We start from the raw sequence: 22,906 nt of genomic DNA, 5'->3' as shown, positions 1-22,906 counted from the left end.
GGATCATTCCCCTTCGCCATTGCGCAGCTTGGCGATGGGCTGCACGAACTGATGCTCCGAGTCCCAGGGCTGGAGAATCCAGGTGTCCTGGCTGACCTCGGTGATGAACACGTCCACGGCCGGGCGTCCGGCCGGCTTGGCGTAGACCGTGGCGAAACGGGCCTTGGGCAGGAGCTTGCGCACGTGGCGCAAAGTCTGGCCCGAGTCCACGAGATCGTCCACCACGATCAGGCCCTCGCCGTCGCTCTCGATGGCCAGCGGCTTGACCACGCGGGGTTCGGCCGACTGGTCCTGCCAGTCATAACTGACCACGGAGATGGTGTCGATGACGCGGATGTCCAGTTCACGCGCGATGACCGCGGCCGGGAACATGCCGCCCCTGGTTACGGCCACCACGCCCCGGATGTCGGGCATTTCGGAGAGCCTCCAGGCCAGGGCCTTGGAGTCGCGGTGCAACTGCTCCCAGGAGACGGGGAACATGCGGGTGTAGCGTTCGCGGGACGACAAAGGGCTTCCTCCGGGACGGATTCGCGAATCAGATGCGCGGCGTCGGAAAAAAAGCCAAATTCCATGCCCCAAGCTTCATGTCAAGACGCCGCGTGTTCGTCGTCCTCGGTGTCAAGCGCCTGGAATCCCGGCTCGAAGCACTTGAGCAGCACCCAGCCGCCCTGCACGTGCGGCAGGTCGATGCCTCTGCTTCGCAGAAAGCACTGCGAATCATAGGAGCGCACGCCGGAGTTGCAAAAGAGCACCACGTCCTCACCCATGGGCAGTTCGTCGAGCCGATCCGGGATGCACTCCTGAGGGAAGGACTGCCAGGCGTCGGGATATTTCTCGGTGCAGGCCTTGGCCCCGCGCGCCACGCGGGTGTCCACCACGCGAAGCTCGCCCTTGTGGAAGCGTTCCAGGAATTCCTCCACGCCCATGGCGTTCAGGCGGCCGTCCAGGATGTTTTGCAGGGTGTTGGCCGTGGCGTTGAGCACGTCCATGGCCTGGGCGAAGGGCGGCGCGTAGGCGACTTCGAGGTTCGAGACGTCCTCCACGCTTGGCGCGTGAGGCAAGAGCGCGGCCACGGCGTCCACCCGGGCCTTGACCGCGTCGCCGTTGGCGCACACGGCCTCGATGCCCAGCACGCGGCGGGTTTTCTTGTCCGCGATGAGCTTGAGGTAGAACATGGACGCGCCGGGATAGAAGTGGGCCCGTTCCGTGGTGGGAAGGATGGCGTAGACCGGGTCGAACCCGGCCGCGCGCGCCTGGATTTCGGTCAGCCCGGCGCGGCCCGCGGCCAGCTCGAAGGCCTTGATGATGAACGTGCCGACCACGCCCTCGAAGCGGGCGTTGCCGCCCGTGACGTTGTCGCCGATGACCCGGCCCTGGCGGTTGGCCAGGGAGCCCAGCGGCAGGTGCGCGGTGTGGCCGCTCACCAGGTGGCGCACCTCCACGCAGTCGCCGCCCGCGTAAATCTTGGGGTCCGAGGTGCGCATGCGCGCGTCCACAAGGATGCCGCCCGACGCGCCAAGCGCCAGTCCGGCCTCGCGCGCGAGCGAGGTGTTGGGCCGCGATCCGGCCGCGAAGATGACCAGATCGCACTCGATCTCGCCCGCATTCTTGGTGCGCACGCCGCGCACCTTGCCGTCGGCGTCGCCGAGCACCTCGGTCACGGTCTCGGAGAGCAGCACGCGCACGCCGCCCTTTTCAAGCTCGTGCTGCACGATGCGCGCAAAATCCGAGCCGAGCGCCTGGGGCAGCACCTGGGGGGCCATCTCCACAAGCGTGGTTTCGATGCCCCACAGGTCGGCCAGGGCCTCGCACATTTCTATGCCGATGGCCCCCGCGCCCACGACCACGGCCTTGCCCGCGCCTTCGTTCTGCACGGCGTTCTTGACCGCGTCGGCGTGGTGCATGGTGGCGATGGCGTGGCAGCCCGAAAGGTCCGTGCCCGGCACGGGCGGCATAAAGGGCGTGGAGCCCGTGGCCAGGACCAGCACGTCGTAGGGGATGTCCTCCTCTGCGCCCGTGTTCAGGTCGCGCACGCGCACGACGCGGGCCTTCCGGTCGATGGCCAGGGCCTCGACGCGGGTGCGAACGGTGAGCCGCTTGTAGGCCTTGAAGAACTCGACGTCGCGCACCACGTGGTAGGTGGTGGTCAACAGGGCCTTTCGGTCCGGCACGTCGCCGCTGATGTAGTAGGGGATGCCGCAGCCGCCGTACGAGATGACGTCGTCGCGGTCGAGAAGCAGAATGTCGGCCTCGGGGTCGAGGCGGCGAGCGCGGCAGGCGGCCTTGGGGCCCAGGGCCACCGCGCCGATGATGACGATTTTCTTGCCCACGGCAGGTTCTCCTTCGTTTGAGAAACGCCGGGGCGTTGTACCCCCTGTGGGGCGCGGGCGCAACACCCGCGCGAGTCCTCCCGGACGGGGCGTTTCAGGGGAGAGCCCCGGCGCGCGAGCCCCACCGGGCCATACCCTACCCCGTCAGGGGTGTTCCACCTGGGCGGCCTTGTCGAGCGCTTCCGCGACAAAGCTGTTCAGACTTTTACCTTGGGCGGCGGCGCGCAGGGAGAGGCGCTGGTGCAGTTCGGGCCTGATGCGGACGTTGAAGCGGCCGGAAAACGGCTTCTCCGGTCTTCTGCCCAGGCGCGCGCAGAAATCGAGGTAGTCGTCCACCGAGTCGGCCAGGGCCTGCTTGAGTTCGTCGATGGAGCGGCCCTGGAAGGTGATCGTGTCGGCGAGGTCGATGACTTCGCCATGAAAGATGTCCGCCTCGGGATCGTATTCGAAACGGCCCTGGTATCCTTTGTAGTTCATGGTGTTCATGGTCTGACTCCAGCGCTTTCAAGGAAGCGTCTGACGGATTTCAAGGCACCCTTGTCGGTTGTTGGCGCTGGATGCGGCCGGTGAAATACGGCCAATCTGCCGTTCAACTCGATGCGCACGCGTGACCCCCGGCCCTCGTTGATTTGAGCACCCAAGGCCCGAAGCAGCGATTCAACATCCGCCCATGGCACGTCAGGGCTGACGGGATTTGCGAATATCGCCGCCAAGGTTTTGCGATTCTTAGTATTCATCGAATGGTACTAATTTTTAGTGACAAGTCAAGGCGTGGAACCTCGTTCCTTGACGAGCGGTCATCAAGATCATGTCCCCATGCGGGCGCGGCACTGCTCCACGAAGGTCTCCAGGGCCAGGGCCGAGGCGGGCTGGGCCGTGCCGTCGAAGGGCAGGGTGATGGCCGGGGCGCCGTGTGCCTCGGAGACCCGGCGCAGCAGCGCTTGGCCGATGGTGCCCGGCATGCAGCCGAAGGGAATGGCGTTGACGATGCCAAGGGCCCCGCGTTCGAGCATGTCGATGGCCTTGCCCACGGTGAGCACGGCCTCGCCCTCGAAGGTGTCGCGCACGTAGGGCGCGGCCCGGCGCAGTATCTCGGCCGTGCCGGGCTCGGGCACGGTGCGCAGGAACCCTTCGGCCGCGTGCTCCATGGCGTGGGCCGAGCTTTTTTGCGTGCGGTGTTCCAGCCACAGCCTGAGCATGGCCGAGAGATCGCGCTCCTGCCTGGCCCGGCGGCGTGAGATGTGGCCGATGTACAGAATCCACTCGTCCATGGGCGAGAGCCAAGCCATGCCGCCCAAGGCCTCGATGCGCCGGATCAGGTTCTCGTTGGAGAAGCGCGAGGAGCGCACGAAGATTTCGCCTACCACGCCGATCAGGGGGCGCGGCCGCCCGTCCTTGGGGATGGCCGCAAACTCGGCGGCCATTTCGCCCGTCACCTCGGCCAGATTCGGGGCCTGGCCGTTCTCCAGAATCCTTTCCAGCCGCGCGGCCCAGGTCTCGAAGAGGGCGTCGGCCGTGCCGGGCACGAGCTCGCCCGGCCGGTTCTCGTGCACGCACTTGGCCAGAAGGTCGAACGCCACTACGCCCTCCCAGGCGCGGCGGGCGAAGCGGCGGCCCACGATGCCGAGCTCGTGGTACAGGCGCTTGCCCTGCACGGGCGAGAAGAGCGCCGCGTCAAAGAGTCCGGCCTCGTCCAGCACCAGCCGGTGCAAGGTGCTGTAGAGGCCGAAACGGCAGGGGCCGGTGCCGCCGGGCATGAAGAAGACAGTGCGGCCGGGATCGAAGTCCTTGGCCTTGGCCGCGCGGAGCATCTGGGCCGTGGTCACGGCGCAGGGGTAGCACTCCTTGCCCGAGAGGTGGCGGCGGGCCATGCGCAGCGAGTCGGCGTCCGCGTCCTCCATGACCCGGGCGTCGACCCCGGCGTGGCGGAAGGCCGCAGCCAGGCCGCGCGAATGGTCGCACATGGGCGGCACGAGCACGGTGCGTCTGGCGGCCTCGCCGCGCGCCGAGAGAAACGCTCCGCGCCTGCGTGAAGCGCGCTTCTCGTCGTCGCGCCTGGGGCCCAGGCTGTCCAGGAAGGCTTCGAGCCGCGTCACCGCGCCCGCGTCCGCGCTGTGCTCGTCGATCTCCACGTGCAGCCAGGGGCGGGTGCCCATCTCGCGGCGGAAGAAATGGAGGATGAAGGAGTCCGGGCCGCAGGAGAAGTTGCCCACGAAGACCGGGTGCAGGTCGGGCCGGTCCTGCAAATAGCGGGCGGCGGCCAGGATGCGGCGGCCCGAGCGCCAGTACATGCCGGGCATCTCACGCGCGGCCCCGTTCACGTCCAGGGGCAGGAAATCCATGGGGATGGCGGTCTCGCCCAGGCTGGCCAGCTTGGCCGGGATGCCCAGGTTCATGCCGGGGTCGAAGGCGTTGTAGGCCCGGCCAATGATCACCAGGGCCCTGCCCTTGAGATTTTCGAGCACCTCTCGGCCCTTGGCGGCCAGGGTCCGGGCGAAGTCGTCCTGGGCCGCGCGGGCCACGGGCAGGGCGCGCAGCACCTCGCGCGCGGGCACACCCAGGGACTCCCCGATCTCCTCGGCCAGGGCCTTTTCGCCCAGACGCTGGATGATGGCCGGGGCGACGATCCCGATGTCCGGGAAGGCGGCCCTGGCCTGGTAGGGGAAACTCTGCGTCAGGGGACAGGACAGGGACGAGCCGCCTGCGTCGCCCGGCGTCGAGAGGTCCACGACGCTTGGCGCGAAAAGCCTGTCCAGGCCGCTTTCGGCCATGGCGCGCATGTGGCCGAGCGCGGCCTTGACCGGGAAACAGGTGTCGGCCAACGCGCCCTCGATGCCCTGCGCCACCACGCGGCGCGAGGTGGGGCCCGAAAGCACGGGCTCAAATCCCAGTTCCCAGAGCAGGGTGCTGTAAAACGGCAATTGATCGTGCAGGGAGAAGAGCCTGGGCAGGCCGATCTTGCCGCGCGGCGCGAGCCTTCCCGAGGCCGCGTGGGCCTTTTTGCGTTCCTCGTGCGCGGCGCACAGCGCCTTCTCGCGAAAGCGGAAGAGATCCTCCCCGCCGCCCTTGACGCGCCGGATGTCGTATTTTTCGCAGCGGCCGCCGTAGAAGAGCTTCTGGTCCGAGCCCTCGATGGTCACGCGGTTGATCTCGCAGCGGTTGTCGCATTCGGCGCACTGAAAGGAACTCACGGCATAGGGCACGCGGGCCAGATCGAAACCCCGGAAGGTGGTTGCCCGGCCCGTCTGGCGCATGTGGTCGCGGGCGATGAGGGCCATGCCGATGGCCCCGGTGACGTCGTGATGCGGCGGCACCACCACCGTGCGGCCCAGGCGTTTCTCGAAGGCCGCCACCACCGAGGCGTTGAAGGCCGTGCCGCCCTGGAAGAGCACCTTCTCGCCGATGGGCCTGCCCAGGACCACGCGGCCCAGGTAGTTCTCCACGATGGAGTAGGCCAGACCGCCGAGCAGGTCGCCCGTGCCCGCACCGCGCGCCAGGGATTCCTGCAGCGAATTCTCCATGAACACGGTGCAGCGCTCGCCCAGGCTGCACGGCGTTTTCGAGCCCAGGGCCAGACAGGCGAACTCCTCCTTGATGGCCACGCCGAGCTTTTCGGCCTGCTCCTCCAGGAAGGAACCCGTGCCCGCGGCGCAGGCCTTGTTCATCTCGAAGTCCACGATCACGCCGTTTTCAAGCGAGATGAACTTGGAGTCCTGGCCGCCGATCTCGAAGATGGTCTGCACGTCCGGCACGAAGGCCGCCGCGCCGCGCGCCTGGGCCGTGATTTCGTTCTTGACGATGTCCGCGCCGGTGAAGTCCGCGATCATATAGCGGCCCGAGCCCGTGGTGCCCACGCCCGACATCTCGGTGGACAGGCCGCGCGCGGCGAATTCCTCGGCGATCTCGGAAAGTCCCTGACGCACGGCCTCAATGGGCTTGGAGGCCGTGCGCAAGTAGCGCTTGGCCACCACGCCGCCGGACTCGCCGACCACGGCCAGGTTGGTGGAGATGGAGCCGATGTCGATGCCCAGGAAGAGTCGTTCTCCCGGCAGGGGGTCCTCGATCTGTGTTTCGGGCTTGCCATGGCGCTCGTCGAATCCGTCGTTTTCCGCGCGCAGGGGAGGCAGGCCGTCCATGGGCTTTCCCGACGCCCGGGCAAAGGCCCCGGCCGCGCGGGGCAGCGGCTCGCCCGCCTCGCGCGCGCGAAGCGCCGCGCCCACGGCCGGAAAGAGCACGCCGTGTCCGGGCACGAGCATGCCCGGCAGGCCGAAGACCTCGCGCATGGCCCGCACCACGCCCGTGTTCAGGGCCACGCCGCCCAGGAACAGGCACGGCTCGGGCACGGCTCGGCCGCGTACCACCGAGCCCTTGACGTTCCTGGCCACGGCGAAGCACAGCCCGGCCGCGATGTCGGCCAAAGGCGTGGCGATCTGCTGCAGGTGGATCATGTCCGACTTGGCGAAAACCGAACAGCGGCTGGCGATGTGCGGCGGATGGCTGCTTTGCGTGGCCAGATCGGCGAACTGTTCGATGGACAGGCCCATGCGCTCGGCCTGCTGGTCAAGGAACGAGCCGGTTCCGGCCGCGCACACGGAATTGAGCGCGAAGTCGGCCACGCGGCCCTGGTCGAGGAGCACGAACTTGGCGTCCTCGCCGCCCATCTCGATGGCGCAGGCGGCCGATGGCGCGAGCAGCCCGCAAGCCAAGCCCAGGGCGGCCAACTCGTTCAGGTGGGGAAGTCCGAGCAGGCGGGCCAGGTTTTTTCCGGCCGAGCCGACGCACACGGCGCGCAGGTCGGGGAAGTCCGCGCGCAGCGCGTCGAGAAGTTCGAGGGCGGTCTCCACGGCCTTGCCGCCGTGGCGGCGGTAGGCCTGGGCCACGACGCGCCCCTGCGCGTCCAGGACCGCATATTTGACACTTACAGAGCCGACGTCGATGCCACACGTGTAGGTCGTCATGGTATTTCGGCAAAGGCGTCGCCGCGAGCCGAAAGCGCCCGCGCCGCCCGGTTTTCAGTCCTCGAACGGCTTTCGGAAGACCCGGACCTTGGCCGTGGAGGGCCCAAGGTAGCGGTTCTTCAGGAAGCGCACGAACCGCTTGGATTCGTGCTGGGACGGGTTGATCTCCAGGGATTTCATCAGCCGGTCCATGGCCATCTTGATCTCGCCCTTCTCGAACAGGGCGCGAGCCATGTTGTGGTGGATGTTCTCGTCGTCCGGGGCCAGGTTCGCTGCCCGATCGTAGTATCTGAGCGCCAGATCGAAGAGGTTGCGCTTGCGCAGGCGGATGCCCAGGGAGTTGAAGAGGTGCTTGTGCTGCGCCTCGAAAGGCGCGGTCAGGTCCAGGATGCGTTGGAACACGTCCTGCGCCTTGCCCGCGTTACCCGCGTCGAGAAAGAGCATCCCCTGGTTGAAGTTGGCCGTGATGTTTTCCTCGTTGATCCGCTGGGCCTGTCCGAAGTCCATGCCCGCCAGGGGCAGGTTCTGCTCGCCGCCCACGCCAAGGCCCAGGATGTCGTCGAGTTCGAGTTTCTTCTGGGCCACGCTCTTGACGTAAAACTCAGGCTCCGGCTCGAAGCGGGCCAGGAACTCCTCGCGCGCCACGGTCCTGTTCTCGCCCATGGGCACGAAGTTCCTATTCATGGCCTGGGCCGCGAAGGTGCCATCTGGCTGCTCGCGCACGAGCCAGTAGGTCTTTTTGCCCGGCTTCTTGCCCGAGCCGTTGTCGGCCGTGGTGGAGAAGACTCCCCGGATGACGTCCATGGCTGTCCTTTGCTGCGCGGGCCGCAAAAGACCGCCCGCTCATCATGAACCTATAGCTCCATCGCGAAGCGGATGGCAACCGTGCCCGGCGGATTCATCCGTTTCAGGCGGCCATGCCTTGAATTCGCGGGCGGGTCGCGCTACACGTTCACATTCCGGCCCCTTGTTCGACGACCGACAACCCGGCGAGGACTGCATGCCCAAGGTCACGACGCTCGGCAACGATCCCTTGTGGTACAAGGACGCCATCATCTACGAGGTGCACGTCAAGTGCTTCGCCGACTCCGACGGAGACGGCATCGGCGACTTCCGGGGGCTGACCTCGCGCCTGGACTATCTGGCCGACCTCGGCGTCACGGCCGTGTGGCTTCTGCCCTTTTATCCCTCGCCTCTGAAGGACGACGGCTACGACATCGCCGACTTCATGCGTGTGAACCCGGACTACGGCACCCTGGGCGACTTCAAGGCTTTCTTGCGCGCCGCCCACGCGCGCGGCATCCGGGTCATCACCGAACTGGTCATCAACCACACCTCGGACCAGCACGCCTGGTTCCAGCGCGCCCGGCGCGCCAAGCCCGGCTCGGTGCACCGCGACTTCTACGTCTGGAGCGACACGCCCGAGCGCTACCAGGACGCGCGCATCATCTTCAAGGATTTCGAGACCTCCAACTGGTCCTGGGACCCCGTGGCCAAGGCCTATTTCTGGCACCGCTTCTACTCGCACCAGCCCGACCTGAATTACGACTCACCCCACGTCAGGCGCGAGGTCATGCGGGTCATGGATTTCTGGTTCGACATGGGCGTGGACGGCATGCGTCTGGACGCCATTCCCTACCTCTTCGAGCGCGAGGGCACCAACTGCGAGAACCTGCCCGAGACCTACGAGTACCTGAAGGAGCTTCGGGCGCACGTGGACAGGCGACACAAGAACAAGATGCTCCTGGCCGAGGCCAATCAGTGGCCAGAGGACGCGGTCGCCTATTTCGGCGAGGGCAAGGCCTGTCACATGGCCTTCCACTTCCCGCTCATGCCGCGCATGTTCATGGCCGTGCAGATGGAGGACCGCTTTCCCGTCGTGGACATCCTGGACCAGACCCCGGCCATTCCCGAGACCGCGCAGTGGGCGCTCTTTTTGCGCAATCACGACGAATTGACCCTGGAGATGGTCACGGACGAGGAGCGCGACTACATGTACCGCATGTACGCCCGCGATCCGCGCGCGCGCATCAACCTGGGCATCCGCCGTCGCCTGGCCCCGCTTCTGGAGAACGACCGGCGCAAGATCGAATTGATGAACGTCCTGCTCTTCACCCTGCCGGGTTCGGTGGTGCTCTACTACGGCGACGAAATGGGCATGGGCGACAACTACTACCTGGGCGACCGCGACGGAGTGCGCACGCCCATGCAGTGGTCGGCCGACCGCAACGCCGGGTTCTCGCGCGCCAACCCGCAGCGCCTCTACCTGCCGGTGATCATCGATCCCGAATACCACTACGAGGCCGTGAACGCGGAGAACCAGGAGCGCAACCGCTCCTCGCTGCTGTGGTGGATGAAGGGCATGATCGCCATGCGCAGGCGCTTCAGGAGCCTTGGCCGGGGCAACATGGAGATCGTCTCCGGGAAGAACCCGAAGACCCTGGCCTACGTGCGCGTCCACGGCGACGAGGCCCTGCTGGTGGTGGTCAATCTCTCGCGCCATCCCCAGATCGTGGACCTCGACCTTTCGGCCTGGGCGGGCCGCGTGCCCGAGGAGGTGTTCTCGCGCCAAAGCTTCCCGCCCGTGCGGACCGAGCCCTACGCTTTCACCCTGGGGCCCCACGGTTACTACGTCTTTTCGCTCGTGCCCGAGGAAGAGGACGCGCGCGCGGCCGCGATGCCCCACCTGGAGCTTCCCCCGCCCGGCGGCTTCCTCGACCGCGACGTGCGCGAGGCCCTGGAGCGCGAGATTCTGGCGGGCTACGTGACAAGGCGGGGCTGGCTGGCCCCGGATCAGAAGCTGCGCTCCATGCATCTTCTGGAAGTGCTGCCCGTGGGCTCGCCGCGCGCGCCCGCCTGGGTGTTGATCTGCCGCGCGTTCTCGGCGGCGCATGCGCCCAAGCTCTTCACCTTGGTCGTTTTTCTGGCCCAGGGCGAGAGCGCGGACAAGGTCATGGCCGAGCGGCCGCGCGACGTGTTGTGCGTCTTCGCCCCGGCCGAGCAACACCACGGCCAAACCTTGCTGGCCGAGGGACTGCCCCTGGCCGAACCCTGCGGCGGGCTGCTCGAACTCGCCTCGCGGCGGAGGCGCATGCGCGGCTGGTCCGGGGAGCTTTCCGTGGACGTGGTGGGCGCGCTGGCGAGAAAGGCCCTGGCGGTGCGCGACGAGTGCAAAACCTCGCATTTCGTCAGCCAGCGCATCAATACCATCGTCTTCTTCGGCGACGCCTGGTGCCTGAAGATTTTCCGTCAGGCCGAGGAAGGGCCCAACCCCGACGTGGAAATCGTGCGCTACCTGCGCGAGCAGGCAGGGTTCGACCACACCCCGGCCATCGCGGGCAGCCTGCGCTACCATGTGCCCGGCGCGGACGACGCCGTGACCGTGGCCGTGCTCAAGGAATACGCCGTGGCCGAGTCGGACGCGGCCCATGTCTGCCGGGGGGCGCTCTCGCGCTTTTTCGAGCGCGTTCTGGCCGCCGCGCCGGACGCCGTGCGCGCACCGCGCGTTTTGGCCTCGCCCGTGGCCGCGGCCCTGGCCCCGCTGCCCGAAGCGGCACGCGGACTCATCGCGGACGGCGACCTCGAATTCCTCTCCCTGTGCGGTCGGCGCACGGCCCAGATGCATCTGGCCCTGGCCCGCGAAACGAACGATCCCGCCTTCGCGCCCGAGCCCTTCTCGCGCCTGTACCAGCGCTCGGCCTACCAGACCATGCAAAGCGTCATGAAGCGCGCCTTGCAGCGGCTGGCCCAGGTCTTGCCGGGCCTCTCGGACAGGCTTGCGGAACGGGCCGCCGAGGTACTGGCCGGGCGCGAGAAGCTTCTGGAGGTCTTTCGGGCCTTCGCGGACCACAAGATCAGGTGCCAAAAGACTCGTGTGCACGGCGATCTGCATCTGGCCCACATGCTGTGGACCGGACGCGACGTGGTCTTCATCGATTTCGAGGGCAAGCCTGAAAAGCCCCTGCCCCAGCGCCGCCTCAAGCGCTCGCCCTTCCGCGACGTGGCCGACGTGCAGCGCTCGCTCTCGGCCCTGGCCTGGGAGGCGCTGCACCAAAGCGGCCAAGTCAGGCCCGAGGACCGCGACCGCCTCGCGCCCTGGCGCGACGCCTGGCTTGCGGCGGCCTTCGGAGCCTTCCTCTCCGCCTATCTGGACGAGGCGGGAGAGGCGGCCATAATCCCCGATTCCAGGGCGGACATGGCGGCCATGCTCGACGCCTACATTCTGGAGAAGGCCCTGGCCGAGCTTTCCCGCCTCGCGCAGGAGAGCCCCGGCGAGGAGCTTCGCCCGTCCCTGCACACCATCCGCCGCATGCTCGAACGCTAGCGGCCATCCCAAGGAGAGACCATGCACCGGCAAAGCGGCGTCATTCTGCATCTCACGAGTCTGCCCTCGGAACACGGCATCGGCGACCTGGGACCGGGAGCGGCCTGGTTCGCGGACTTCCTGGCCGAGTCCGGCCAGGGATTGTGGCAAATCCTGCCCATCGGCCCGACATCCCCGGCTATCGGCAACTCGCCCTATTCGTCCTTCTCGGCCTTCGCGGCCAACCCCTTGCTCATAAGCCCGGACAAGCTCGTGGAGGACGGCTGGCTGCCCCGCTCGGCCCTGGCCGACCACCCGGCCTTTCCCCGCGAGCGTTGCGACTATCCGGCCGTGGAGGTCTACAAGCTCGGCCTTCTCTACGCCGCCTTCAAGGACAACCGGAAACGGCTGGCCGATGACCCGTTCTATGCCCGCTTCTGCCGTGACCAGGCGTACTGGCTCGACGACTATGTCCTGTTCGCCTCCATCAAGGCCGAGCAGGGCGGCCGCATGTGGAGCGAGTGGCCAAGCGAACTGCGCGACCGCGATCCGGCCGCGCTCGACGCCGCGCGCGAGCGTCTGGCCGCGACCGTCGAATACATGCGCTTCGAGCAGTACCTCTTTTTTTCGCAGTGGCAGGAGTTCAGGAAAATGCTCCGCGAGCGGCGCATCCATCTGGTGGGCGACGCGCCCATCTACGTAACCTACGATTCGGCCGACGTCTGGGCTAACACCGACTGCTTCAAGCTCGACCACGACAAGCAGCCCACGGCCGTGGCCGGGGTGCCGCCGGACTATTTTTCGGCCACGGGGCAGCTCTGGGGCAATCCGGTCTTTGACTGGGCGCGGCTGCGCGAGCGCCGCTTCGACTGGTGGATCGAGCGCGTGCGCCACAACCTCTCCCTGTACGACTTCGTGCGCATCGACCATTTCCGTGGATTCGCGGGCTACTGGGAGATCCCGGCCGGGGAGAAGACGGCCGTGAACGGCGAGTGGGTGGACGCGCCGGGCATGGAATTCTTTTCGGAATTGGAGGCGGCCTTTCCGAGCCTGCCCATCATTGCCGAGGATCTGGGCGTGATCACCCCGGACGTGCGCGAACTTCGCGATACGTTCAATTTGCCGGGCATGCGCATCGTGCAGTTCTGCTTCGGCCCCGGCATCGGCGAGAACCTCGACGCGCCGCACAACCACGTGCGCCGGGCCGTGGCCTACACCGGCACGCACGACAACAACACCTCGCGCGGCTGGTTTGCGCACGAAACCAGCGAGGAAGACCGCCGCCGCCTCTTCGCCTATGCGGGCAGGGTCTTCGGCGAACGCGAGGCCGCCTGGGAGTTGATCCGGCTGACCTGGGCTTCGTGCGCGGCCTTTGCCCTGTGCCCCATGCAGGATCTGCTCTCCCTGGACGAGTCCGGCCGCATGAACACGCCCTCCAAGGCCAAGGGCAACTGGGAATGGCGGCTCTCCTGGGAGCAGTTGGGCGGCGAGTTGAAGAGCCGCCTGCGGGCCATGACCGAACTTTTCGGCCGCTGCTGAACAGGGCCGAACGCCCTGGACTCCGCGCCGGACGGGCCTTCCCACGGGTGCTGAATACCGCTTGCCTTTATCGGTTTTCCAGGGCATACGGTCGCCTCCCAACGGAAAGGGTATCCCTTTCCGCTGGTGAGAGGAAAACGCCGCCCCCGACCGATGCGGACTGCGAAGCCCCGAAATTGTTGACAAACCCCTTTTCCAGGCTGTTTAAAAAGGCTCAGATGCAAGGCGCAAGAAAAGCTCAAGGCCGATGCGTATTTGCAATACGCGAGGATTTGAGCTTTTCGCGGCAACGCAGCAGATGGGATTGTTTTCAACAGCCTGACCCCGCGCATCCGCTCGGGGTCTTTGTTTCGTCAGGCGCGGGAGACAGAGCGAAAGCGCCGTCCCGTAGTGAAATTCTTTACCCATGCCATTGACTTAATTCGCGCATCGGGTAGCGTTATTATTACGTTTTCATCTCATCGGCGTGAGGGGTTCGATCGGGCGTGAAGCCCGGATATGGCATGCGCGTCCGGCAACGCGGAACCGGGCGAGGGAGCTTGTCCGATCCGGTCTCGCGCAATCCTGCAACACTACGAGCGTCATCATGAAGAACATTCCCATCGGCGCAAAACTCATCGGCAGCTTGTCGCTTCTGCTTGTCCTGGTCTGCGGGGGGCTTGGCTACATCGCCTACGACCGGGCCTCGACCGCAGTCACCAATGCCGTGCACGAAAACATGCCCACCATGGCCGAAGAGGGCGCCAAGCTCGTGCGCAGCCGCCTGGACTACCATCTTTTGGCCGTGCAGGGCGTGGCCAACCGGCACGTCGTGCGGTCCATGGACTGGAGCCTGCAGGCCCCGGCCCTGGAAGACGAGACCAAACGGCTTGGCTACCTGGGCATGGGCATCATCGCCCCGAACGGGCAGGCGCGCTATCCGGACGGATCGACCGCAGACCTCGGCGACCGCGACTACTTCAAGGCCGCCATGGCCGGTGAAACAGTGGCCTCGGACGTCATCATCAGCCGGGTGACCAACTCGCCGGTGATGATCACGGCCGCGCCCATCCGCAACGAGCGGGGACAGGTGGCGGCCGTGCTTATCGCCCGGCTCGACGCCACCATGTTCAGCCTGATCACGGACGAGATCAAATACGGCCGCACCGGCTACTCCTACATCATCGACGGCAAGGGCACGCTCATCGCCCACGGCAACCGCCAATACGTGCTCGACCAGCGTAACTTCATCGAGGAAGCCAGGACGGATCCTCAGTTCGCCCGCCTCGCCCAGATGCTGCAGCGCATGACAAAGGGCGAGCGCGGCTATGACGAGTACTATTTTGCGGGCAGCGACCGTTATTTCGGCTACGCGCCCATCCCCGGCACGAAATGGTCCATCGCCGTGGGAGCCGTGAAGGACGACGTCATGGCCGACGTGTACGCGCTCAGGAGCGCCATTGCCTGGGCCTCGGCCGCCTTCCTTTTCGTTGGCGTGATCGCGGCCCTGCTCATCAGCCGGGTCGTCACCGGGCCGGTCAGGCGTCTGATGGCCTTTGCCGGGGCCGTGGCCGGGGGCGACCTCAAGGCCACGTCCGGCATCGACCAGAAGGACGAGATCGGCAAGCTGAACGTCAGCATCCAGCAGATGGTGGACTCGCTCATCGCCAAGATGGAGGAGGCCGAGGAAAAGAGCCGCCTCGCGGCCCAGGAGACGGAAAAGGCCAGGCAGGCCACGGCCGAGGCCGAGCAGGCCAGGAAGGAGGCCGAGCAGGCCAAGCGGCAGGGCATGCTCCAGGCGGCCGGTCGCATCGAGGGAATCGTGGAGCGTATGACTTCGGCCTCCGAGGAGTTGAGCGCCCAGGTGGAGCAGGCTTCCAGGGGTTCGGAGGAACAGAAGCACCGCGTGGCCGAGACGGCCACGGCCATGGAGGAGATGAACGCCACGGTCATCGAGGTGGCGCGTAACGCCTCGCAGTCGGCGGCCGATGCGGACAACGCCAAGGGCAAGGCCCAGGGCGGCGAGACGTCCGTGCGCGAGGTCATCGCGGCCATCGAGGACGTGAAGGCGCAGGCCGAGGCGCTGCAAACGAGCATGGAAGGGCTCGGCAGGCAGGCCGAGGACATCGGCCGCATCATCGGGGTCATCGAGGACATCGCGGACCAGACCAACCTTCTGGCCCTGAACGCGGCCATCGAAGCGGCCCGCGCGGGCGATGCCGGGCGCGGCTTCGCCGTGGTCGCGGACGAGGTGAGAAAGCTGGCCGAGAAGACCATGAGCGCCACCAAAGAGGTCGGCCAGGCCATCTCCTCCATCCAGGGCGAGGCCAGAAAGAGCGTCACGGCCACCAGCGAGGCCGCCAAAGCCGTGGCCAAGTCCACGACCCTGGCCGAGCATTCGGGCGCGGCACTCATGGAGATCGTGACCATCGTCTCCAACACGGCCGGACAGGTGGCCTCCATCGCCACGGCCGCCGAACAGCAGTCCGCGACCTCCGAGGAAATCAACCGAGCCATCGAGGACATCAGCCGCATCTCCAACGAGACGGCCCAGGTCATGTCCGAATCGGCCAAGGCCATCTCGGATCTGGCGCGTCAGGCCTCGGAGCTTCAGGCCCTGGTCGAGGACCTCAAGAGCTGATTCGCACCTTCATTCGATTGAAAAAGGCCGCCGCGACTGCTGTGTCGCGGCGGCCTCGGACCGCTGAAAAGACGCCGTCTGCGGCGTTGCTGCGAAAGCGCCGACCCCTTGCGTATGTCTTTATACGCGTCGGGCCCGGCGCTTTCTTGCGCCTTGCATCCGACGCCTTTGAGCGGTCCGTGGAATTGTGTTCGTCAACAGCCCGCGCCTGACGCAATCAAGCCTGATTTCTACTCGCGCTTCAAGCCCTGCACCGGGAAGGATACATCCTCGGCCACGAAGGCCTCGGCCTCGGTGCCGACGGGGTAGGATGCCTCGTCGCCGCGCGCGAAAAGCAAAAACGGGCAGCAGCCCATGCCGAAGATCGTGGTCGAGGTCTCGCTGTCCTCGCCCGTGGCGCTCTCCATGCCAGAGCCCAGGAAGACGTTGACGTTGCCCTCGGCGGTGACGCTGACGACCTTGAATTGGATGAATCCGGCCTTGCCTTCGTGCTCGGCGCGCCTGACCTCGGTGACGCGGCCGACGGCCGGGGCGCCCTCGGGAATGACCACATACCCGTCCACTTTCACGGGTCGGGTAACGGCCAGATAGACTTGGTCGCCCTCGTCGTGGACGTCGCTGGAGAGCGCCCGCGTCAGTTGCAGATAGACCGGGGTTCCCTTGGTCAGGGTCACTGTCTGATCTGGGGCGCCGGACTGGGCGTGGGCCGGGGCGTGCGTCAGGGCGACGGAGACGAACAGGGCGAGAGCGGCGAAGGCGAGCGAGGTCCAGGATTTCACGGGGCGTCTCCCAATGGGCGAGGGGTTGGACGGTCCAGTCGGAACACGAGCGAATCGATCATTCGGCAATAGCGTGGATGACAGAAGAGGGCAATGGTTGATCCGGCGATTGCGCCGCTGAGCAGCTTGAGCGCCGTGTCGCTTTTCCACAGGCCGTGGTTGGCCGAAAGGCCGTCGAGCAGGCAGGGAATGAGCCCGGCGACGAGAAGCCAGCCGGGCAGGGGCCGGGCGCGGGCAAGGAGCCCCAGCGCAACGGAGAGGGCCATGCCGCCGTAAAGCGCCATGCAGCGCGCACAAAGCCCCAGCCGCGCGTCGCCCAGAAACAGGCTGCGGGTGGGCAGTTGGTGGCAGATGCCGCCGAGCAGTCCGTAAATCTCCCGCGAGGTGGGGTCGCCCTGCATCCGCAACAGTGGCGCGGCCAGGGCGGCAAGCACGATTCCCCAGACGAGCAACACGGGCAGGGATTTGAGCAGGGCGGCGAGAACCGCAAGCCTCCTGGGCGGACGGGCGTGCCTGGGCTCGGAAGGGGCGGCGGATGAGGATGGTTGTCGTTGGGCCCGCATGGACACGGCATAGCCCAGAGCGCGGCGAGCGGCAATGCGGACCTGGCAGGGAATACTCAGCCGGTCGTGCAGCCGGGGCAGTTCGTGGGCGGCTGTGCGGCGAAGTGGGTCTCCCAGTCCGGCGCCAGGCAGTCGATGGTCGCACCGAACGAGGCTCTGAACGCCTCGGGCCCGGGTACGGCCGGGGCGCGCGGATCAGGGCACACGGCCCTGGACTTGTCCAGTCGGCGGACCTCGTCGGGGCTCACGTATTCGAGCGCGCCGCAGAACACGCATTTGAAGTAGGTGGCCTGACGCAGGCAATTGCAGTCGGTCTTGGCGAAGAGGTGTTTGCGCATGACGGACTCAGCTCCGGCCAGTGCCGTTTTCGTCGCCAAGCGGCAGCAGGCGGCTTTCACGCAGCAGCAGGATCGCGCCCAGAAGTGCGCCCGTGGCGTCGGTGAAGGGCGTGACCGTGGTGAAGTGCATTTCGCCAGTGGCGCGTTCCGCCAGGATGATATTGTAAGGGGCGGGGGTTTCAGCCAGCCGGGCAAGGTGTCTTTCGTCCGCCGGGTCGAGGGGTTCGAGCCAGCCGGAGAGGGGCGCGCCGCCGCTCGCGTCCTGATCCGCGCCAAGGCGGGTGGCGAAAAGCCGATTGCACAGGGCCACGTTTCCATCCAGATCGACCAGGACCATGGCGTCGGCCATGGCGTCCATGACCTGGCGCAGCATGGCCAGATGCGCCTCGAGGTCGCGCTTTGCGCCCATGGAGCGGGTCACGTCCATGGCCGCGCCGAAGAGTCGTGTCCTGCCGGCCCCCCCGGAGACCGTGACCTGCTCGCGCACGAACAGCATCTGGCCGTCGCGGCCGTAGAGCGGGACGACACGCGCGAGCGTCGTGCCCGGAGCCAGGGCGAGGCAGGCTTCCCAGTCGGCCGGATCGGCGTAGACCTGCTGGCCCATGTTCACGACGCGCTCGCGCGTCGCCTCGGGACCGTCGTCGCCGAGCATGGCCGCGAAGGCGGCGTTGACCAGAGTGTAGCGTCCAACGGCGTCCGCAGCCCAAAGCCCCGCTCCGCACAGCTCGAAGCAGGCCAGGGCGTCGTTTTGCTCCGCCCTGGACGGCGTGGAGCGTTGCACATCGCAAGGGCCGACCTGCCCGTTTGTCATGCGAACCCCCCCCTCGTCATGGTGCGCCCGGAACGAACCGGCGCGTTCGAATCCCGCTCCCGGAACTTCGGGAGCCTCTGCGGATGTGGACGCACTGCGTCCAGGCTACGCTAGGAAAACGGCCTGCGTTTGTAAAGACGTCTCGCAGCGACGGAAAGCTTGGTTCTCTCCAGATACTGCCGGAAGGGCGCAAGGATGACGCATGTTGCGAAGTTGGGGAAACCTGCGGCACGGGGCGGATTTTTTGCGAAACTGATTGACAGGGCCCATGACTGGAGTATGGTCGAAATATGAATCTTAAGAACCCTCATGACGAGGGCGGCAAACGTCTCGAAGTCCTGCCTAGCGCGGAAGCCTATTGTCCCACCTGCGGACGTATGCTCGCCGCCGGAGAGCCGCTGTACACCTGTGGCACCTGCGGCGCGAGGATGTGCGGCGTGAGCGAGCGGGCGCTATCGTGCTCCGGCTGGCTGTACTGCCCCATCTGCCGCACCATGGCCCGGCCCGAGTGGTTGCAGGTTTCGACCGCGACAGTCTGATACGAGCCGCTTTCGACGACCATGACCCCTCGTTCAGCCCGCGCATCGCGGGTGTCCACGCCTTCTTCTTCCCTCCGAACCCGCTTCCGTGTATACAAGCCCCGTAGGTGCCAATCGCACCGGCATATTTCTCCAAGGAGCCGTTTTTACTGATGAAATCCCCCGAGATGCCCCGCGTCACGCCTGTCCCGTCCGCCCCGGCCGATCTGGTCGAGCCGCGCCTCAACCCCAACGCCGAAGTCGTCCTGACCAAGCGCTATCTGCGCAAGGGGCCGGACGGTCTGCCCCGCGAGGACTACAGGCAGATGTTTTGGCGGGTGGCCGCGACCATCGCCGCCGAGGAGAGCAAGTACTCCTCCTCGCCCTACTCCGTGGCCGAGCTGGCGCAAGAGTTCTATAGCCTGATGACCTCGTGGCGCTTTCTGCCCAACTCGCCCACGCTCATGAACGCGGGCACGGAGCTCGGGCAGCTCGCGGCCTGCTTCGTGCTGCCGGTGGACGACTCCATCGACGGCATCTTCGACGCGGTGAAACACGCGGCCATGATCCACAAATCTGGCGGCGGCACGGGCTTCTCCTTCTCGCGCCTGCGCCACGAGGGCGCGCGCGTGGGCTCCACGGGCGGCGTGGCGTCCGGCCCCATCTCGTTCATGAAGATCTTCAACACCGCCACCGAGCAGATCAAGCAGGGCGGCACCCGGCGTGGGGCCAACATGGGCATCCTGCGCGTGGACCATCCGGACATCGTTCGATTCATCGAGTCCAAGGCGCGCCAGGGAGAACTGAACAATTTCAACATTTCCGTGGCCCTCACCGAGGGCTTCATGCAGGCCGTGGAGAAGGACGAGGAATACGATCTCGTGGCTCCGCATTCCGGCAAGGTCAAGGGCAGGCTCAGGGCGCGCGAGGTCTTCAACCTGCTCGTGCAAAAGGCCTGGGAATCCGGCGATCCGGGCATCGTCTTTTTGGACCGCGTGAACCGCGACAACCCCACCCCGGACCAGGGCGAGATCGAGTCCACCAATCCTTGCGGCGAACAGCCGTTGCTCCCCTACGAGGCATGCAACCTGGGCTCCATCAACCTGGCGCTCCTGGCCAAGCCCGAGGCGCGCGACGGCGTGGACTGGGAGGAGCTTGCGCGCGTTGTGCACCTTTCCGTGCGCTTCCTGGACAACGTCATCGACGCCTCCAACTACCCGCTCCCGCAGATCGGCGAGAAGGTGCGCACCAACCGCAAGATCGGCCTGGGCGTCATGGGCTTCGCGGACCTGCTCTTCCAACTCCGCGTGCCCTACGACTCGCAGGAGGCCCTGAATCTGGCCGAAAAGATCATGAAGTTCATCCAGACCGAGTCCAAGAGCGCCTCGGCCCAACTCGCCGAGGAGCGCGGCCCCTTCCCGGCTTACGAGACCTCGGTTTACGGAAAACGCAACGAGGGACCCTACCGCAACGCCACGACCACGACCATAGCGCCCACGGGCACCTTGTCGATCATCGCGGGCTGCTCCTCGGGCATCGAGCCGCTCTTCGCGCTCGCCTTTTCGCGCAACGTCATGGACGGCGAACGCCTCATGGAGGCCAACCCCTATTTCGAGGAGGCGCTCAAAGCCGCCCAGGCCCACTCCAAGACGCTCATGGAAGACGTGGCCAAGAAGGGCAGCGTGGCGCACATGGAGCACGTGCCCGAGGACATCCGCCGCGTCTTCGTCACGGCCCACGACGTGGCCCCGCAGTGGCACCTGAAGATGCAGGCCGCCTTCCAGAAATACACCGACAACGCCGTGTCCAAAACCGTGAACCTCCCGCATGAGGCCACGCAGCAGGACATCTGGAACATCTACTGGATGGCCTACGAGATGGGCTGCAAGGGCGTGACCGTGTACCGCGACGGCTGCCGCGCCGACCAGGTTCTGTGCACCGGGGAGACGCCCGGCGCCAAGCCCGCCGAGCCCAAGAAGCCCATCAACGGCGTGGTGAACGTGAAGAAGCGGCCCGACGTGGTCTACGGTTTCACCCAGAAGGTCAAGACCGGGTTCGGCGACCTCTACCTGACCATCAACGAGGTGGACGGCAAGCCCTTCGAGGTCTTCGCGGTCATCGGCAAGTCCGGCCAGTCGCGCATGGCCAAGGCCGAGGCCATCGGCCGCTTGGTTTCGCTGCTCTTCCGCTCCGGCATCGGCGTCAGGCCGGTGGTGGCGCAGTTGGAGGGCATCGGCGGCGAGTACTCGGTCTTCACCAAGAAGCGGCTGCTCAAGTCCATCCCCGACGCCATGGCTTACGTGCTCAGGCAGCGTTACATGGCCGACGAGCAATTGCAGGAGGACGGCGAGTCACTGCGTGCCTCCTGCCCGGAGTGCGACGGCGTCCTGGTCTTCGAGGAAGGCTGCAACAAATGCCACTCCTGCGGCTACACCAAGTGCGGCTAGCGGCGCGGCCAAGGATTCGGCGGTAGACCATGGTTCATCTGGAGCGGGTGTCCTTCAACTTCGGCAAGAACTGGGCCCTGAAGGACGTTTCCCTCAGCCTGGACAAGGGCGAGTTCCTGTTCCTGACCGGCCCCTCGGGCGCTGGCAAGACCACGCTCATGCGGCTGCTCTACGGCGCCCTGCCCGTGACGCGGGGAATGAAGGCCGAGGTCTGCGGCTTCGACTTGAAGAAGCTTACGCGCTCGCGCATCCCGAAGCTCAGGCGCGAGATCGGCGTGGTCTTCCAGGATTTCAAGATCCTGCCCAAGCGCACGGTCTTTGCCAACGTGGCCCTGGCCCTGGAGGTGCGCGGCACGCCCAGGAACCTCATCGAGCGGCGGGTGCGGGCGGTGCTGCGCGTGCTCAAGCTCGACGACAAGGCCTACGAGGCCTGCGAGCGGCTCTCGGGCGGCGAACAGCAGCGCGTGGCCATCGCCCGGGCCGTGGTCGTGAACCCCAAGCTCATCTTGGCCGACGAGCCCACCGGCAACCTGGACATGGGGCTCTCACGCCGCCTGATCGAGGTCTTCAAGCAATTCCACGCCTACGGCGCGAGCATCATCATGGCCACGCACAACGCCGAGGTGCTGCACATGGTGCCCGAGGCGCGGGTGCTGCACCTGGACGACGGCACGGTCTGCGAGGCGCAGTGCTCCGTGGAGAGCCGTGGGGAGCCGCTCTCGCGGCCCATCGACCAGGATGCCTCGGCCGACATGGAAGGGGAGGGCTGAGATGGGCTCCGTCATCCGCATGGCCGTGCGCGGCATCCGCGAACTCGGCGACCATCCCCTGGCCCAGGCCTTCACCCTGGCGGCGGTCACGCTTTCCGCCTTTCTGGCCGGGCTCTTCCTGCTGCTTTTGCACAACATCGACCGCGTGGTCACGGAGCAGCGCGGCGAGGTGACCTTCCAGATCTACTGGCAGGCCAAGCTCCCGCAGGACCAGGTGGCCAAGGCCTGGGAGGAATTGCGCCAGGATCCGGCCTTAAAGAGCCTTGAGACCTTCACCCCGGAGCAGGCCTTCGGTGAGTTGTCCAAGGCCTTTGGCGGCCGGGGCTCCCTGGCTCCTGGCCGGGAGAATCCCCTGCCGCCCACGGCCAAGGCCACCTTCGCCGTGCCCAAGGACGACGCGGCCTGGGCCCAGGGCATCAGGGACCGGCTGCGGGGCATGGCTGGCGTGACCGACGTGCATTACAACCCCTTGCAGATGGACCTGGCCACCTCCTGGGTGCGGGTCAGCCGGGGCGTGGTCTGGCCACTCATCGGGCTGCTCGGGCTCGTGGCGGGTTTGATCGTGGGCAACACCATCAAGCTGGCCCAGATCTCGCGCCTGGACGAGGTGGACATCCTGCGCCTAGTGGGCGCGACCAGGGCCTACATCCAGCTTCCCATGCTCTCGGGCGGGGCCTTCCTGTGCCTCGTCGCGGGCGTTCTGGCGCTCTTGCTGCTCAAGGGTTTCCAGCTTGTGGCGCACAACGCGCTGAACGTGGCGCCGCTCTTCGTGACCATCGAATTCCTGCCCATGACCCAGGCGCTGGGACTCTTCGGCGCGCTGATCGGCGTGGGGTTGGTGTCGAGCTGGGTCGCGGTCAAGGAATAGCTAGCAGGCCGTCCCAAAAGCACTGTCTGTGGCGTTGCCGCGAAAGCGCCGGTCCCGACGCG

17 protein-coding genes are annotated in these 22,906 nt (G+C 66.5%); 7 read left to right on the top strand and 10 right to left on the bottom strand.

Going from position 1 to position 22,906, the window contains the following annotated elements; translation table 11 throughout:
- Positions 1–3: 3 nt before the first annotated feature.
- The 6 genes from gpt to DSAT_RS05995 form a co-directional block, all read right to left on the bottom strand.
- Positions 4–507, bottom strand: coding sequence for a xanthine phosphoribosyltransferase (gene gpt, locus DSAT_RS06015; protein WP_020885422.1), 504 nt, complete (start codon positions 505–507; stop codon positions 4–6).
- 80 nt (positions 508–587) lie between these two features.
- Positions 588–2,330: an FAD-dependent oxidoreductase gene (locus DSAT_RS06010; RefSeq protein ID WP_020885421.1), complete on the bottom strand. Its 1,743-nt coding sequence runs from the start codon at positions 2,328–2,330 to the stop codon at positions 588–590.
- 144 nt (positions 2,331–2,474) lie between these two features.
- Positions 2,475–2,816 carry a type II toxin-antitoxin system HicB family antitoxin gene (locus DSAT_RS06005; RefSeq protein ID WP_020885420.1) on the bottom strand — a complete coding sequence of 114 codons (342 nt, stop codon included), beginning with the start codon at positions 2,814–2,816 and terminating at the stop codon, positions 2,475–2,477.
- A complete protein-coding gene (locus DSAT_RS15110; RefSeq protein ID WP_084712777.1) occupies positions 2,813–3,067 on the bottom strand; it encodes a type II toxin-antitoxin system HicA family toxin in 255 nt (84 codons plus the stop codon). Before DSAT_RS15110 ends, DSAT_RS06005 begins: the two co-directional genes overlap by 4 nt.
- A 69-nt stretch (positions 3,068–3,136) precedes the next feature.
- Entirely contained in the window at positions 3,137–7,288 is a 4,152-nt protein-coding gene (locus DSAT_RS06000; RefSeq protein WP_020885419.1) for an acyl-CoA dehydratase activase, read from the bottom strand.
- Positions 7,289–7,342: 54 nt separating this feature from the next.
- The gene (locus DSAT_RS05995; protein WP_020885418.1) at positions 7,343–8,092 is read right to left on the bottom strand and encodes a hypothetical protein; all 750 of its coding nucleotides are present in this window, start codon (positions 8,090–8,092) and stop codon (positions 7,343–7,345) included.
- A 196-nt stretch (positions 8,093–8,288) separates the two neighbouring features.
- Between DSAT_RS05995 and treS the strand changes: the two genes are divergently transcribed.
- The 3 genes from treS to DSAT_RS05980 all read left to right on the top strand — a co-directional run bounded on the left by treS (position 8,289) and on the right by DSAT_RS05980 (position 15,750).
- Positions 8,289–11,612, top strand: coding sequence for a maltose alpha-D-glucosyltransferase (gene treS, locus DSAT_RS05990; RefSeq protein ID WP_020885417.1), 3,324 nt, complete (start codon positions 8,289–8,291; stop codon positions 11,610–11,612).
- A 21-nt stretch (positions 11,613–11,633) separates the two neighbouring features.
- Positions 11,634–13,130 (top strand): 4-alpha-glucanotransferase, encoded by a 1,497-nt coding sequence (gene malQ, locus DSAT_RS05985; RefSeq protein ID WP_020885416.1) that lies wholly within the window; start codon positions 11,634–11,636, stop codon positions 13,128–13,130.
- A 586-nt stretch (positions 13,131–13,716) separates the two neighbouring features.
- Complete coding sequence (locus DSAT_RS05980) at positions 13,717–15,750, top strand: methyl-accepting chemotaxis protein (RefSeq protein WP_020885415.1); 2,034 nt, start codon at positions 13,717–13,719, stop codon at positions 15,748–15,750.
- A 230-nt stretch (positions 15,751–15,980) separates the two neighbouring features.
- Here DSAT_RS05980 and DSAT_RS05975 read toward each other — a convergent pair whose 3' ends face one another.
- The 4 genes from DSAT_RS05975 to DSAT_RS05960 are packed head-to-tail and all read right to left on the bottom strand — an operon-like array spanning position 15,981 to position 18,241.
- Positions 15,981–16,529, bottom strand: coding sequence for a hypothetical protein (locus DSAT_RS05975; RefSeq protein WP_020885414.1), 549 nt, complete (start codon positions 16,527–16,529; stop codon positions 15,981–15,983).
- A complete protein-coding gene (locus DSAT_RS05970) occupies positions 16,526–17,092 on the bottom strand; it encodes a DUF2085 domain-containing protein (protein WP_020885413.1) in 567 nt (188 codons plus the stop codon). The genes DSAT_RS05975 and DSAT_RS05970 overlap by 4 nt, the downstream gene beginning before the upstream one ends.
- Positions 17,093–17,148: 56 nt before the next feature.
- The gene (locus tag DSAT_RS05965; RefSeq protein WP_020885412.1) at positions 17,149–17,430 is read right to left on the bottom strand and encodes a hypothetical protein; all 282 of its coding nucleotides are present in this window, start codon (positions 17,428–17,430) and stop codon (positions 17,149–17,151) included.
- A gap of 7 nt (positions 17,431–17,437) precedes the next feature.
- Positions 17,438–18,241: a PAS domain-containing protein gene (locus DSAT_RS05960; RefSeq protein ID WP_020885411.1), complete on the bottom strand. Its 804-nt coding sequence runs from the start codon at positions 18,239–18,241 to the stop codon at positions 17,438–17,440.
- Between the two features lie 290 nt (positions 18,242–18,531).
- Here DSAT_RS05960 and DSAT_RS15340 point away from each other — a divergent pair, with 290 nt between their 5' ends.
- The 4 genes from DSAT_RS15340 to DSAT_RS05940 all read left to right on the top strand — a co-directional run bounded on the left by DSAT_RS15340 (position 18,532) and on the right by DSAT_RS05940 (position 22,844).
- The gene (locus DSAT_RS15340) at positions 18,532–18,780 is read left to right on the top strand and encodes a hypothetical protein (RefSeq protein ID WP_020885410.1); all 249 of its coding nucleotides are present in this window, start codon (positions 18,532–18,534) and stop codon (positions 18,778–18,780) included.
- Between the two features lie 152 nt (positions 18,781–18,932).
- A complete protein-coding gene (locus tag DSAT_RS05950) occupies positions 18,933–21,206 on the top strand; it encodes a vitamin B12-dependent ribonucleotide reductase (RefSeq protein WP_020885409.1) in 2,274 nt (757 codons plus the stop codon).
- 29 nt (positions 21,207–21,235) lie between these two features.
- Positions 21,236–21,976: a cell division ATP-binding protein FtsE gene (ftsE, locus tag DSAT_RS05945; protein WP_020885408.1), complete on the top strand. Its 741-nt coding sequence runs from the start codon at positions 21,236–21,238 to the stop codon at positions 21,974–21,976.
- Between the two features lies 1 nt (position 21,977).
- The gene (locus DSAT_RS05940; RefSeq protein WP_020885407.1) at positions 21,978–22,844 is read left to right on the top strand and encodes a cell division protein FtsX; all 867 of its coding nucleotides are present in this window, start codon (positions 21,978–21,980) and stop codon (positions 22,842–22,844) included.
- Positions 22,845–22,906: the final 62 nt, after the last annotated feature.

The organism is Alkalidesulfovibrio alkalitolerans DSM 16529, assembly GCF_000422245.1.
In the GTDB taxonomy this organism is placed as follows: Bacteria; Desulfobacterota; Desulfovibrionia; order Desulfovibrionales; family Desulfovibrionaceae; genus Alkalidesulfovibrio; species Alkalidesulfovibrio alkalitolerans.
Note: the sequence above shows the minus strand (reverse complement) of the source record. Positions and strands in the feature narration are given on the sequence as shown.